Here is a 15712-nt window from a genome sequence, read left to right on the forward strand (position 1 = left end):
TTATGAGATGGATATGCAAAAAAAGAAAGCTGCGGTTCGCAGCTTTCTTCCGATCGCGACTTTAGGCTTTAGTTCCTGCCATAGTACAGCTTACGGTTCGTGACGTCCACGAGGTACAAAATATCGACGCCGTTATCGTTTCGTTCCACGCTCAGCCGCTCGATCGGCTTGCCTGGCGCAATGGACGTTTGGCTCCAGCTGCCGCCCGACGGGACGGCCATGAAGGCGCGGTCCGTTCCGGTGCTTTTGGCGTAGTACACCCGAGGCGCCGAGCCCGCCCAAGTGATATCGATCGCCGCCTTGGTTTCCGACGCGTTATACACCGTTTGCAGGCTCCAACCGGCACTCCCGCAGGATGCGTACTTCACGGAGAAGGTGCTGCTTCCTTCCTCCCGGTAACGATAGGCTACGACGGGGCTGCCGGCCGGGTCGACGGCCAGCTTGGCGCTTTGCACGCCGGGGCCTCCCGGATCGCTTCCCGTTTGAACGTATGCTTCGGTCGGCGCGAGCGGCTGGATGATATCCGCGGTTCCCGGCTTCAGCGGCAGGGAGACGGCGCTGCCGTCGACCTTGGTGAAGCTGCCCGTCGACGGGCTGTATTTGACGTAAGACAATTCATGACGCAGCGCGCTGGCCGCAAAGGCGGACCACTCGAACAGAATGTGCAGATTGCCGCTTGCATCAAACACGAGATCGTCGGGGTAAAACGATTTGTTCAAGGACGAGCCGATCACGGCAATCTTGGACCATGTGGAAGCTGCATTGTCCCAGCGGAACAGCTGCCCGGACCGATAGCCGGCGGCATCCTCGCTGGACCGGACCAACAGGTACACGTCCCCGTTCGGCGCCGTGGTCAAAACAGGATACGTGCCTTTGAACGTGGCAGGCGTCGGCATGTCGGCCGAATGGTTTTGCGGCGTTCCCCCGACCGTGTCGGAGCGGAAATAATGCCAGGCTTCATCATGCATCGAAGCAAACACATGGAACCTACCGCTTCCATCCCTGGAGATCGACGGCTGGTTATGCCCCACATCGTCGGTGTACTCCGCAACCTTGCTTCCGTCCATCACCGGAATGTTGGACCATACCCCGCTTCCGTCCCGCCGGGCGATATACACCTTGTGCGTCGATTCGACGCTTCCCGGGGCGTTATAGGCCATATAGGCGTACTCCAATCCCGTTCCATACGTTTCGAGCGGGGACCACCATCCCGCCTGATTGCTCGAATCCATGGCGTACGGCACCTCGGTCAATGCCGCGTCAGCGCTGCCCGTTCCTGCGGGCAGAAGCGTCGCCAGCATCAGCGCCGCGATCCCCATTTTCAACGGTCTGCCTTTTTTCATATCGTCATCCGCCTCCTTTGGTATGTGAACCCTCTCATATGCCAAAAGCAAGGAAGTCTATCCGGCCGGTATAGTAAAGCGCTTACATTTTATATGAACATGACGGCGTCATGGACATCGTAGCACGATCGTCTGCCCAACTGTCATATACAAATTGATGCTTCCCATAGAACAAAATCGCTTCATTTTCCAATGGATGCCGAAGTCCTTCCGACATTCGGGGTGACCACAAATCAAGACATGTCCCTGAATCAGAAAAAGGGCGCCGGAGACGGCGCCGCTTTCCAGGCTTTTCATCTGTTCGATTCTTTCCTGTCCCTTGCCCCTTGCAATCCACTTAACTAACGGGTAGGTCGAGCCAGGCTCGACCCTATCCATGATGTAATCTACTCATCGAACCAGTCGGGGAAATGTTTCCGCAAATAGTCCAGCTTGACCTCTGTGTGGCCGGCGCCTCCGCCCTCATGCCCGTTAAACGGGTAAATGACGATGTCTTTGCTGCTCGTGATCCGGTTATAGGTGGCGAAGTACATCTGCGGCGGACACGTTTCGTCCTTTAATCCGACGCTGGCCAGCACCCGGCAAGTAATGCGATCGGCCAGATTCATCGTGTCAAAATAACTCAGGTTGTCCATCACGAGGTCCGTTTGCTCCGGGTGCTTGTTCAAATATTCGGCTACCGCCGCGAACGCCCCGTGATTGCCTTCGATCCGGCAGACGAGGTTGCTGTTGCTCGGCACGTCCACCATGGAAAGCACCGGCCGGTCGTCCAGAGCCGATACCGCTGTGCCGAGCGCGCCGCCCTGGCTGCCGCCTTCGATGACGATTCTCGAAGCGTCGATATCCTCCTGGGCGCAGGCAAAGTCGATCGCCTTCAAGGCATCCATATACGCATACCGGTAGTAATACTCCCATTTACTATGTACGCCCTTGCTGGCTACATTCACCGTGTACCCGTGGGAATAGGAAGCGTTGTTGCCCGTCCGTCCGCCTTGGTCGCGGCAGTCCACGGACAATACGGCCATCCCCATCATGACCCAGTGCATGAGCTCGGAGGGCTTGCCCCGGCTGCCGTTAAACCCGTGATAATGGATCAGGCACGGAAACTTCTCCTTTTCCACGAATGCCGGAACGATCAGCCAGCCGTGAATCCGGGTTTCATCCATACCGCAATATGATATTTCGTAGACCTTTGCGTAGCGGGCCGGGTAATCGATCTGATCTCTCTGCGGCTCCAGCGGGACTGCCTTGGCCTGCTCGATCGTGGTCGCCCAGAACTCGTCACAATCATCCTGCTTGGTGAGAGGGGGAAGATAGCTGTACAACTCCTTCGATACCTCGTCTATGTATCCCATCCTGTCATCATCCTCCTTCATAACTAGCAGTATAGCGAATGCCTCTCGCATTTGCATTGAACTTTTTGATGTAAAGTGCAGACGCATTGCTAATAAAGAAACTCTGCCGACACCTATTCAAACAAATTAACCGTGATTATCCCGTCAGTCTAACAAAATGATCCCTATATGTGTAAAAAGTACGGAAAGTTCTTTAATTTCGAGTAAGACTTGCTTTCAGACCGGGTGGTATTATTGGGCGGGAAAGGAGAAATCGTCCAAAATAATGTAAGCGCTTAACAGCAGAATAATCTATTTGGGGGGGAGTGCAGTGCATGAGTAAATGGATCAAACAGGCCGTCTCGATCATGGTCGCAGCAGCTTTGCTTATTCCTTCGGGCTGGCTTGCTCGCGAGGCCCATGCCGATGCCCAGGGAAATGGGGAACCGGTGACGGTGTACCACGAAACATTTGCGGATGGAATCGGTAAGGCAAGCCAATCGGGTAGCGCCCGCTTGACGCAGGTCACCGGGAAAGTTTTTGATGGCAATGAAAATGGGACCGCTCTGTATGTTAGCAGCCGAGTAAAAAACTGGGACGCCGCTGATTTCAAATTCGCCGACATCGGTCTGGAGAACGGTAAAACCTATAAGGTGACTGTCTCCGTATATGTGGACGCGGATGCCACGCTGCCGGCCGGCGCCAAAGCTGCGCTTCAAACCGTAGACAGCTACCAAAACTATGCGGAGGCGGATTACGAAGCCGGCAAAACGGTCATCCTGACGAAGGAATTCACTGTGGACAAAGGCAAGGACTCGGCCCTTCGCATCAATTCGAACGAAGCCGGGGCAGCCGTACCTTACTATATCCGGGATCTGCTTATTACGACCCAACAAACGGCGGGAACAACGGAAAAAGAAATTTACCACGAAACGTTTGCGGATGGAGTCGGCAAGGCAAGCCAGTCGGGCAATGCCAGCTTGACGCAGGTCACCGGCAAAGCGTTCGACAGTAGCGAGAATGGGAATGCCCTGTATGTAAGCGGCCGGGTAAACAACTGGGATGCTGCTGATTTCAAATTCACCGACATCGGGCTGGAGAACGGTAAAACCTACAAGGTCACCGCAGCCGTATATGTGGACGCGAATGCCACGCTGCCGGGCGGCGCCAAAGCTGCGCTTCAAACCGTAGACAGCTACCAAAACTATGCGGAGGCGGATTATGAAGCCGGCAAAACCGTTATCCTGACGAAGGAATTCACTGTGGACACGACAAAGGATTCGGCCCTTCGCATCAATTCGAATGAAGCCGGAGCAGCCGTGGCTTATTATATCCGTGATCTATTGATTACCGAAAGGATCGCTTCGGGAGGCCAGGAAGAAACGCCTCGAAATCCGGCCTTGCCTTTCCATACGATCACCTTCGAGGATCAAACCAAGGGCGGCTTTGAGGGCCGGGCCGGTACCGAGACGCTCACCGTAACCGATGAAGCCAATCATACCACAGACGGCTCCTATGCCCTGAAGGTCGAAGGCAGAACCACCTCGTGGCACGGGCCTTCTCTTCGCATAGAGAAATACGTGGATAAGGGCAGTGAATACAAAATATCGGCGTGGGTCAAATTGATTAGCCCCGCCAGCTCGCAGCTCCAGCTGTCCACCCAAATCGGCACGGGAAGCAGCGCGAACTACGTCGCTCTCGCGCCCAAAACGATCAATGCAAGCGACGGCTGGGTCCAGTTTGAGGGAACTTACCGTTACAACAGCGTGGGCGACGAGTTTTTGACGATCTACGTGGAAAGCTCGAATAACGCGACCGCCTCCTTTTATATCGACGATATCAGCTTTGAAAAGACAAGCGCGGTCCCAATCGAAATTCAAAAGGATCTGACGCCGATTCGAACGGCCTATCAGAATGATTTTCTGATCGGAAACGCGATTTCCGCGGAGGATCTGGAGGGCGTGCGGCTTGAACTGCTGACAATGCACCATAACGTCGCCACGGCAGGCAATGCCATGAAGCCGGATGCCCTGCAGCCGACGAAAGGCAATTTTACGTTTACCGCTGCGGACGCCATGGTGGATAAAATTCTGGCGGAAGGCATGAAGATGCACGGGCATGTGCTTGTATGGCATCAGCAGTCTCCGGCCTGGATGAATACGGCCAAGGATGCCCAAGGCAACACGATCCCTCTGAAACGCGAGGAAGCCCTCGCCAATTTGCGGGGCCATATCCGAGGTGTCATGGAGCATTTCGGGAACAAAGTGATTTCCTGGGACGTCGTGAACGAGGCGATGAACGACAATCCGCCGAATCCGGCTGATTGGAAAGCATCACTGCGCCAATCGCCTTGGTATCAAGCCATCGGTCCGGACTATCTCGAACAGGCCTTCCTCGCCGCTAGAGAGGTGCTTGACGAGCATCCCGAGTGGGATATCAAGCTGTATTATAACGACTACAACGAGGATAACCAGAATAAAGCACAGGCCATCTACAACATGGTCAAAGAATTGAATGACGACTATGCCAAGACCCATCCCGGCAAACGCCTCGTCGACGGGGTCGGCATGCAGGGGCATTACAATGTCAACACGAATCCGGAAAACGTGAAGCTGTCCTTGGAAAAGTTCATTTCCTTAGGGGTTGAAGTCAGCATCAGCGAGCTGGATATCCAGGCCGGAAGCAACTACCAGCTTCCCGAGAAGCTGGCCAATGCCCAAGGCTATCTGTATGCGCAATTGATGAAAATTTTCAAAGACCATGCCGCAGGCATCAGCCGCGTCACCTTCTGGGGAATGGATGACAACACGAGCTGGCGGGCTTCGTCCAACCCGCTCCTGTTCGATAAGAACCTGCAGGCTAAGCCCGCATATTACGGCGTCATCGACCCGGACACATTCATGGCGGCGCATCAACCCGAAACGGGCAATGTAAACCAGTCCAGCGCCGTTTACGGCACGCCTGCCATTGACGGAACCATTGACGACATCTGGAGCCAAGCGCCGGCCATGCCGGTTAACCAGTTTCAGATGGCTTGGCAGGGTGCGAACGGAGTAGCCAAAGCCCTCTGGGATGACCACAATTTGTACGTGCTGATCCAGGTCAGCGACACCCAGCTGGATCAATCTAACGCCAATGCCTGGGAACAGGATTCCGTTGAGATCTTCGTGGACGAGAACAACGCCAAAACGACATTCTATCAGGATGACGATGGCCAGTACCGGGTGAACTTTGATAACAAGACTTCCTTCAATCCCGAAAAAATCGCAGCAGGCTTCGAATCGGCAACCCGGGTATCGGGAACGAGTTACACCGTGGAAGTCAAAATCCCTTTCAAGTCGATCACGCCGGCAAACCTGAAGAAAATCGGCTTCGACGCGCAGATCAATGACGCGAAAGACGGCGCCCGCCAAAGCGTCGCCGCCTGGAATGATACGACCGGCAACGGTTATCAGGATACGTCTGTTTTCGGTGTGCTTACCCTGACCGGCAAACCCGCCAATCCCGGTAACAATGGTCCCGGCAATGGCGGAGATGGCGGCGGCAGCACCCCTGGGGGCAGCAACAGTAATAGCGGCAGCGGAACGATTTCGCAAACCGGCATTTCCGTAAGCGGGAATGGTGTCGTTACGATCAAGCCGGAGGTAAAGGTCGCAAGTGGCCGTGCGGTGAGCACCCTTTCCGCAGACAGCTTGAAAAAAGCGCTGGAGCAGGCTGCCCCGAACGCGAACGGCAAAAAACAAATCATCATCGACATCGCGAAGCAAAAAGATGCAGCTTCGTATGAAGTCCAATTGCCGGCCTCGAGCCTGAACAGCCAAGAATCCTTCGAGCTGGTACTAAAGACGGACAACGGTGTTATTCGAATCCCAAGCAGCATGCTGTCTAATATGAAAGTAACTTCTGAGCAGCTTTCGATTCGCATAGGCACGGCCTCTACGGACGGCTTAAACGCAGCCGCTCGTGAACGAATCGGCAGCCACCCGATGATCGATCTGAGTATCTTAGCAGGCGGTCAAATCTTGAAATGGAACAATCCGAAGGCTCCTGTAACGGTAACGATTCCTTACTCCCCGACGACGGAGGAGCTTAAGCATCCGGAGCACATCGTCGTTTGGTATATTGATGGCAGCGGAAGCACGGTTCCGGTGCCGAACGGGCGGTATGATGCGGCAGCCGGAGCAGTCGTTTTCCAAACGACCCATTTCAGTACGTATGCGGTAGCCAACGTTTCCAAAACCTTCGGCGATCTGCGCAGTGTCGCCTGGGCCGAGCAAGCCATCGACACCATTGCAGCCCGTGATGTCATCCGAGGAACGGCTGAAGGGCTCTTCTCTCCGGAAGCACCCGTTACAAGAGCCGACTTCGTCGCGCAGTTGGTTAGATCCCTGGAATTGAAAGGTACGGGAATCACTCAGGCAACGTTCTTCGATGTCGATCAGGCAACCTATTATAAAAGCGAACTGGCCACCGCTCTTGAACTGGGACTTGTAACCGGCTATGACGACCATACCTTCAAACCAGACAGCCCCATCTCCCGTCAGGATATGATGGTGATGACGGCGCGCGCATTAGCGGCAGCCGGCAAACCGGTAAGCGGCAGCGGCGAAGCTTTAGACGCCTATTCCGATGTTGCGGGCATTTCCGCTTACGCCAAAGATAGCGCTTCTGCCCTCGTGCAATCTGGAATCGTAATCGGCGATCATGGCAAACTCGCGCCAAACGGCACGCTCACTCGTGCCGAAGCGGCGGTGATTTTGTACCGTATCTGGAACCAGTAAATTCAGATCATATAAAAGAAATCATCCTCTGAAACGCAAACCGACGCCGGTGCTTAACCGGCGTCGGTTGTTTGTTTACTTGGAACTTCCATCGTACACGTGTTTTACCTCTACTATGCTGTGGGCGTTCAACTAGAAACCCCACCCAATAGAGCGCGGTTGGCCTGCATAAGAAGCGAATTTAGTAGTTCTTAAATCTCCAGATCTATTACCCGTTTAAGCCTATTTATGGCTACTGCGCCATGCATCCAGCTGTCTCTGCACCTCCGCCCTCACCTCGTCGAGGCCCGCCTGCTTAAGCTCCTGGTTGAACTTCGGAAGCTCGGTTTCTACGTCGACGCTGCCTGTCATCAGGCTCGGGTAATATTTTTGCCAGACCATTTCGATGTTCTGCAATTGAATCGGCATCATGGATAAATCCGGCGTAAAGCCGAGCAGGCTTGATTTAACAACTCTGGCGTTGGAAGATCGAAACTCATCCCATTTGTTGACAGGATCCGGATATTCGCCGCCCATGGTCTTCAGAATAAACCAGTTTCCCTGAGTGTACGTAACCCCTGCATAATTCGGCGGCGCGTCCGTGATTGGCTGTCCGCTCTCATCTTTAGGAGGTATAGGTACGACCTGGCCGCTTTTGTCCAAGGTATAATGCACTCCCTCGATGCCATAATTGAACAGGTTGCGCACCTCGGGATCGGTATTCAGCAGATTCAGAAACTTGATGCATTCCACGGGATGCTTCGTTTCCGAGCTGACCGCCATGATGCCTCCGCGCACGGACTCCGTCGTTACGAGCTCGGGCGTGACCGGATGCGCCAGAACCTTGTAGCCGCGATCCTTGCTCCAGCTATTTTCTGAGAGAGGGCCGCCTTCCGAGGCTTTCCAGAATACCTTGAGGCCTCTTTTCAGTCCCTGACTTTCCCGCAGCGCGGCGTCTTCATTGATGTATCCGGCCTTGTAGTAGCGACGAAGCGTACCCAGCACCTGCCGCGCTTCCTTCGTTTCGAATATATTCACGACCTTCGCGTCAGGCTCCAGGGAACGTACCATCAAAGGAAGCTTCTTGTCCATCAGATATTCGTACCCATATAAGGCGAAGAAATTCTGGGAGTCCTTATCCAGCTCCATCGGAAAATAGCCCGGCTCCTTCTGCTTGATCATCTGGAGCAACGGCTCAAGCGACTCCAAGGTGTTGTACCTGGAAATATCAATATGATACTTCTTCACCAGCTCTTCCGGGTACATCCACTGTTGGCGCACAGCCAATTCCTTATTCGTGGGTATGCCGTAAATGCCGCCGTCATCCATGCGCACGCCCTCCCAAAAAATAGGGTCGATGACATCGTTCATCCCCTTCCCCACATTGGATAGATAGTCGTTCAGCTTCAGCCATGCCCCCCGCTTGACATATCCCGTGAAGTCGGATGCAAAAACAATGTCGAAGGGAGTCCCCGCCGATACCATCGTGTTCAGCCGGTTATCATACTCCTGCCACCCCACCTTGATATATGTAATCGTCACGCCAATCTTTTTGGCCAGAACTTCATTGATTTTGTCATTGACCATTTGAAGGTCCTTATCCGGCTCGCCGATGGTGTAATAGATCAGATTGACCATGCCTCCGCCGGGCTTCGTGCCTTGATCTTCGACTGCAGACGAGGAACAGCCTGCTGCAAGCAGTGCGAGCATGCCGGTTAACGCCAAGTATAAGGTGATACGGCCGAAAAAAGAGGGGTAATGCATCGTAAGCCTCCTTTCTCCCATGGGGAGCCTAACCTTTTTTCCTGAGTTCCGAAGGTGATTTGCCGAAGTACCCTTGAAAATGGGTATAAAAATAGTTCAGGTTGGGGTATCCGACCGAAAGCGCGATACTTGCAATTTTCTCGTCCGTGTTTAAAATATATTCCCGCGCATGATGCATCCGGTAAGCCATCAAATATTCCGAAAACTTCATCTGGGCTTCCTTCAGGAACAGCTGCCCCAGGTAGGTACTGTTCATGCGGAAGCGCTCCGCCACCGATTTCAGCGTAATATTTTGGGCATATTCCGCCTTCACCATCAGCAGAATACGGTTGGTCAGCTTAGATAAACGGTCATACGGAATGCCCAGGATCGGGTCCGTGTTCAAATCTTCGCCGTTCATGCCGCCCAGTGTGCCGTGCAGATCTTCCACGATGATTTTCTCGATCACCGTCTGCAGCTTGGATCGCTCGACAGGCTTCAGGAGATAATCCTTCACGCCGCAGCGAATGGCCTCTTGCGCATATTCGAATTCGCTGTAACCGCTCATAATGATATATTTCGTAGGAAGACGCAGCTCGTTAAGCCTGCTGATGATCTCGTAGCCGCGGTCTGTGCCGATACAGACATCAAAAATCGCGATATCCGGCATTAGCTCCACAGCTTTGGAGACGGCGTCGTCCCTTGTTTCGCTGGTCTCGATGCGGTGGAAGCCGTAGCTCGCCCAATCCAAAGTCCGCTTCATTCCTTCCAAAATCTGAGGCTCATCGTCTACGATGAGAAGCTTATACATGCCTGGTCACTCCTTTGCGATCATCACGGTAATGTTAACGCCTGCCTCTTCGTTATTATCAATCGCCATGGAAAAGCCTGCTCCATAGAAAAAGGAAAGCCTGGTATAGACATTATGGAGCCCGATGCTCTGAACCGGGGCGTCGTCCCGGCTGGAAAGGGTGCTTCTCACTTCGTCCAAGCGCACTTCGGAAATCCATTTTCCGTTATCCACAAATTCCAATACGAAGCTGTCTTCCGTTTCCCGGCCGTTGACGACGAGCAGATTAAATTCATGACCCGGGTTGAAGCCATGCACGAAAAAGTTTTCCGCCAGCGGCTGCATCCAAAACTTAACCGTCGATAAAGACATCAGTGCCTCATCCACATGAATCTGGTAGTAAAACCGCCCCGGATATTTCAGCTCCATGATTTTTAAATATTGCTGTAAGAGCTCCAGCTCGCTGCCGATCGAAATAATGTTTTCTTTTTTCACGACATCCCGGTACAACGTCCCTAAGGTCGCGATGGCATCGGCGGTATCCACGTCGCGGTTCACCAAAGCCGTAGAGCGAATCGCCTCCAGCGTATTGTACAAGAAATGCGGATTGATTTGATGTTGAAGCGCCTTCATCTCGGTCTCCTGCTGTTTCAGCTTCAGTAAATACTCGGTCCGAATATGTTTATCGAGCTGCAGAACCATATCGTCAAGCTCCCGGGCGATCATGCCGTATTCGTTTCGCCGGTAGCGTGCGGGAGAGCTCGACGTAAAATCCGCCGTTTTCACGCGTTTAATGGAATGGATAATGCGTTTAAGGAATCTCGCGTCATCGCGCAGGTTGTATACGATAAGCAGCAGTACGCTGATCATCGCCATGAGTACAATCAAAAATATGGCGGCGAGCATGCCGGCATTTTGACGCATGAGCAGGAGCAAATCCACGAGAACGACGAACTTGTAATTGAACTTGGTGGAAGAAAAGGTCGTGTAAAACACCCTTTTCACTCCCCCGACCGAAAGATAGCCGCTGTTCCGCTGCTCTGCCGCTGCCTTAAGGACCAGCTCTTGCGTCCTCTGATCCTTGCCGGAGACCATGTATACTTCACCGGAATCGCTTACCGCAGCCGCGAAGTCCAGCTTGTAGCCGCTTACTTTCTTGAACAGCTGATCGCTGCTGACCAGGAAACGGAACTCCCCGATCTGGCGCGATATCTGATTGGGATCGGACAATTTTTTGCGGTAGACAAATCCCTTTTGAATAGACTCACGGAAGGCGTCATCCGTGTTCGGAAGCCGGAACTGAAAGCTGCCATTGCCGTTGCCGTCAAATCGGACCACATTGCCCTGAAGCTCGGTATGAAGGCTAATCTGGGTAATGTCTCCCTGGGCCGAGCTGTACAAAAAGGCTTTCATATCTTCGGGAAAAGAGATGAGCGGTTCGCTGGACTGGCTATTTTGCAGCCTGCCTGTGAGATATCCTTCGGCGCTGTTGCCCAAAAAGTAACGGACATCCGTCATCAGACGATTGTTGGAATAAATGCGCTGCATGTAAGCCTCGATCCGGTCATTATCCGACTGAAGCTCGCCTTCAATTCGGGCAAAGGCGCTGACAGCCTCGCTGCGGGCGTTCTCGATCCACTGGTACAGCAGTACCGCGCAGGTCAGAGCGCCAAGCGTCAGGCCAATGGACACCACAAATACCGTATAAGCAATGAATTTGCCGCGATATATTTTGATCTGCCAAAAGGAATTCATCCTGGCGCCTCCTTTGCTGTTCGTCACGCGGCTCTGGTTCCATCATAAAATGCGCCTATCCATAAATTCAATTGCAATTGAATCCATTTCATCATACCATTAGCGCCTTCCATCATAACGAAGTATATAAGAATAACGTCTATCGACGTGATTTCTCAGAAGACAGACCGCCATCAGCGGATGTTTTTCTTGCAATATCATGAAGCCATGGCTCTGTAGTTTATACTGGTCTGATATTATAAGAAACCCGAACGGCAGATAACTCCTCCGTTCGGGTTTTCAAGTAGAGCGTTAGGACTTACTTGCTGAAGAACGTATCGATCTGCTCTTGAGCAGCCTTCATGATGGCATCCATGCCGGCCGATTTCATTTCAGAAACGATTTTCGGTACCATTTTCTCCGGATCGGATGCGCCTGTAAGCAATTCATAGCGGTACTTATCCCATACGGCTTTCGTATTCGCTACTTCGGTAGTCAGATTGGTCGTATCCATGGAGAAGCCCAGCAAGGACGAGGCGAAAGCTTGCCCGTTCAGCTTTTCAACCTGCTGCCATTGATCTTCGGGAGCGCCCTTGGTTGTCGCCATATCGAAGAACGTGCCTTGCGTGTAAGCAGCCAGCGGCCATGTATCCGTTGTGCGCTCGACAACTTTTTCGCCGTCGATCTTCTTGTAATCTACGCCCTCTTCGCCAAAGGCAAGCATGTTGCGCAGTTTAGGATCGGTGTTGACCAGCTCCAGGTACTTCAGAGCTTCTTTTTTATACTTCGAGTTTGCGGAAATTCCGTTCAAGGAACCTTGAATCGTCGAGGTCGTATAGATCGGTCCGTAGTTCTGTACCATGTCGTACTTGTCTACGCCTTCGTTGATCTGCCAGCTAACCTCTGCACCAGGGAATCCTTGAGCGCTGAAGAATGGGCGGCCTTTGTCCGGCTCAGGCTTGGTCGGTGCATCCGGGTTGATAATGCCGTCCTTGTACCATTGGTGCAGCGTCTTCAAATTATCCATGACATCCGGCTGCTCCAGAACGGAGATGACCTTACGGGAAGCATCGTCGGCTTTCACGCCAATCGGAGGAAGCCCGAGCGCCATATCGTCATAGCCGTTAAAGAAACCGTTCAGGCCTTCGCCCTGCGTCATCGGCAATGGATAGAAGCTCTTGCCCTCGCCTGCTTTCATATCGTGCAGGGGTTTATCCAGATCCTTGAGAGTCTTGATATTGTTCACATCGAAACCGTATTTTTCGACATACTTATGATCGAATACCCAGTACTGCGTCAAGGAAGAGTCTTTATACGTAGGCACGGAGTAAATTTTGCCGCCAATCTTGGTACCGTCCCATACCTTTTCAGGAATGAGCTTGTAGAGATCCGGCGTTTCGCTCTGCACCAGATCGGAGATGTCGGCCAGTGCGCCCATCGAAACCTGCTGACTGTACTTGGAACCATTGGTGAACAGGATGTCGAACGGCTCGCCCGTGTTTACGATCGTGTTGATCTTGGTATCCCATTCGCCCCAGCTTGCGACTTTAATGTCGACCTTGACGCCGATTTTCTCGGCGGTGTAATCGTTCATCGCGGCAACGGCCTTGTCGAAGTTGTTCGGAACCTGGCCGCCGATCGTCCACCAAACCAATGTTGGCACATCCTTGGAAGTGGAAGAAGTTGAAGACGAATCGGAAGCTTTCGGATCCGTAGCGGAAGTATCCGACTTGGAGCCGCAGGCCGCAAGACCCGACATGAGAAGCGTAGCCATGCACATGGTGGAGATGAGCTTCAAAGATCTTTTCATTGGTATTTCCCCCTTTTAGTGTTCTGCCGCCGTTTTTTGAATGGTTGTCAAATGCTCTTCTGTTTCAAACGGCGATATTATGATCAAACGTCTCTGGGACGTCGTCTCAATGAAGGTAAACGCGCTTATCAACCTTTCACGGCACCGACCGTCAGACCGGAAATGAAGTACCGCTGGAAGAACGGATACGCAAAGGCCACAGGCAGCACGATAACAATCGCGACCGCCATACGGGCGGATTCTTTCGGCATCGTCGCTGCCAGCATCGCGTAGCTGACACCCATGCTGGCGGCGTTCTTGGCGAGCGCATCCACGTTGCTCATCAGGTTGTTGAGCAGAGCCTGCAAGGAATATAAATCCTGGTTGTTGATGTACAGCATCGATTGGAACCAGTCATTCCAGTAACCAAAGCACAGAAACAATCCGATGGTTGCGATGACGGGCAGGGAAATCGGCAAAATAATCGAAAAGAAAATCCGCATCTGACTCGCGCCATCCATTTCCGCCGATTCGATCAAGCCATCCGGAATCGTGCTCTTGAAAAATGTTTTGCAGATGATCACGTTAAAGGATGACACCGCGAGCGGCAGAATCAACGCCCAAATCGTGTCCTTCAGCCCGAGCAAGTTCGAGTTAATGTAGTAGCTTGAAACCAGGCCGCCGTTAAACACCATCGGGATAAATACGATCCAGGTGAGCAGCCCCTTCAGCTTGAAATTCGGACGGGAGATGGCATAACCCATCGAGGTTGTGAGCAGTACGCCCAGCACGGTACCCACGATCGTAACGAATAAGGATACCCCGAGCGCACGCAGGATCATCGTTCCCTGATTGATGATATAGCCGTAAGCCTCACCGGAAAGAGCAGTCGGGAAAATGTGATATCCCGTTTGGCGGATGGACTCCTCGCTGGATATCGAAATGGACAGCACGACCAATATAGGCACGACGCAGACTAACGCGAGTATGATGAATATCAGATTGAAAATGATATTCACGCTTTTGCTGGGACGATTGAATTTATCTAGACCACTCTCATATACCGTTCTTGTCGCCATAAACCCGCCTCCTATATCATCGCGCTATCCGGATCGATTCTCCGGACGACCCAGTTGGCAATGAGAATCATCAAGCAGCCCAGCACGGATTGGACGAATGCGGCTGCGGAAGCCATGCCGACCGTTGCGCTTTTCAACTGTTTGTATACCAATACATCAATGGTTGTGGTCACGTTAAACAGGGAGTTCGAATCCCGCGGTACCTGGAAGAACAACCCGAAGTCCGTATAAAAAATTCGGCCCACCGCCAAAATGAACATCATAATGATGACAAGCTTCATCAAAGGCAGCGTAATGAAACGGGTCTGCTGCCATATGGAAGCGCCATCAATAACGGCTGCCTCATAGTAGGTTTTATCGATGCCGGTAATCGTCGCCAAGTATACGACCATCCCGTAACCGAGGCCCTTCCAAACATTCATGAAAATCAAAAAGTACGGCCAGTACGTGGGCTCCATGTACCAGTTAATCGGGTCTCTGCCCATATCCACCAGCACTTGGTTGACAATCCCCTTGTCAAAGCTTAAGAATGCCCAGCCTACCGCCGAAACGACGACCCACGACAGAAAGTAAGGCAGGAACATCATCGTTTGATAGACCTTTCCCGCTCTGCGATTGTGGATCATGCCGATCATCAGCGCCAAAGCGACTGGAATCACAATGCCGAGAATGATAAATACGATGTTGTATCCGATCGTGTTGCGAATAATGATCCAGGCATCGTTGGACTTGAACAGAAATTCAAAGTTCTTGAATCCGGCCCAGGGACTATTAAAAACATTGCTTAGAAAGCCACCGCTTATTTTGAAGTTTTTAAAGGCAATAATGATACCGAACATAGGTAAAAAGCAGAAAAGAATGTACCATACGGTCGTCGGCAATGCCAAAATCGTCAGCTCCGTGTCCTGCTTGCGCCAACGCGTCCGAAAACGCTTACCTTTCGTTTTAGCGTCCATGTCTGTCACCTCTTCCGTTAGCTTCGTTTTGCTTTGTATACGTTCATTTTATAGGGAATAGAGCGCTTTCATCCAGACAACAAACTTGATACTATAGTCAAAAAACGTTAGATTTTGATCATAAAAGTGAGAAGTTTTATGATGCTGGCGTTCACATTTACACCTCACAAAAAAGCAGGCCCCT

At 52.3% G+C, this 15712-nt stretch carries 9 protein-coding genes; 1 reads left to right on the forward strand and 8 read right to left on the reverse strand.

Annotated features, from left to right (window positions below; translation table 11 throughout):
* Positions 1-68: 68 nt before the first annotated feature.
* Both PCH05_RS18375 and PCH05_RS18380 read right to left on the reverse strand, forming a co-directional pair.
* Positions 69-1343, reverse strand: coding sequence for a BNR-4 repeat-containing protein (locus PCH05_RS18375; RefSeq protein WP_218030535.1), 1275 nt, complete (start codon positions 1341-1343; stop codon positions 69-71).
* A 386-nt stretch (positions 1344-1729) separates the two neighbouring features.
* Entirely contained in the window at positions 1730-2698 is a 969-nt protein-coding gene (locus PCH05_RS18380; RefSeq protein ID WP_127604522.1) for an acetylxylan esterase, read from the reverse strand.
* A 314-nt stretch (positions 2699-3012) separates the two neighbouring features.
* Between PCH05_RS18380 and PCH05_RS18385 the strand changes: the two genes are divergently transcribed.
* Entirely contained in the window at positions 3013-7458 is a 4446-nt protein-coding gene (locus tag PCH05_RS18385) for a glycoside hydrolase family 10 protein (protein ID WP_127604524.1), read from the forward strand.
* Between the two features lie 222 nt (positions 7459-7680).
* Here the strand turns inward: PCH05_RS18385 and PCH05_RS18390 are convergent, their stop codons facing one another.
* From PCH05_RS18390 to PCH05_RS18415, 6 genes are all read right to left on the reverse strand, one after another.
* A complete protein-coding gene (locus PCH05_RS18390) occupies positions 7681-9201 on the reverse strand; it encodes an ABC transporter substrate-binding protein (protein WP_127604526.1) in 1521 nt (506 codons plus the stop codon).
* Between the two features lie 28 nt (positions 9202-9229).
* A complete protein-coding gene (locus PCH05_RS18395) occupies positions 9230-9991 on the reverse strand; it encodes a response regulator transcription factor (protein ID WP_127604528.1) in 762 nt (253 codons plus the stop codon).
* Positions 9992-9997: 6 nt separating this feature from the next.
* Entirely contained in the window at positions 9998-11725 is a 1728-nt protein-coding gene (locus tag PCH05_RS18400; protein ID WP_127604530.1) for a sensor histidine kinase, read from the reverse strand.
* 298 nt (positions 11726-12023) lie between these two features.
* Positions 12024-13514 (reverse strand): ABC transporter substrate-binding protein, encoded by a 1491-nt coding sequence (locus PCH05_RS18405; RefSeq protein WP_127604532.1) that lies wholly within the window; start codon positions 13512-13514, stop codon positions 12024-12026.
* A gap of 128 nt (positions 13515-13642) precedes the next feature.
* The gene (locus tag PCH05_RS18410) at positions 13643-14572 is read right to left on the reverse strand and encodes a carbohydrate ABC transporter permease (RefSeq protein ID WP_127604534.1); all 930 of its coding nucleotides are present in this window, start codon (positions 14570-14572) and stop codon (positions 13643-13645) included.
* Positions 14573-14583: 11 nt separating this feature from the next.
* Entirely contained in the window at positions 14584-15528 is a 945-nt protein-coding gene (locus PCH05_RS18415; protein ID WP_127604536.1) for an ABC transporter permease, read from the reverse strand.
* Positions 15529-15712: the final 184 nt, after the last annotated feature.

This window comes from Paenibacillus chibensis, assembly GCF_004001045.1.
Taxonomy (GTDB): domain Bacteria; phylum Bacillota; class Bacilli; order Paenibacillales; family Paenibacillaceae; genus Paenibacillus_AQ; species Paenibacillus_AQ chibensis.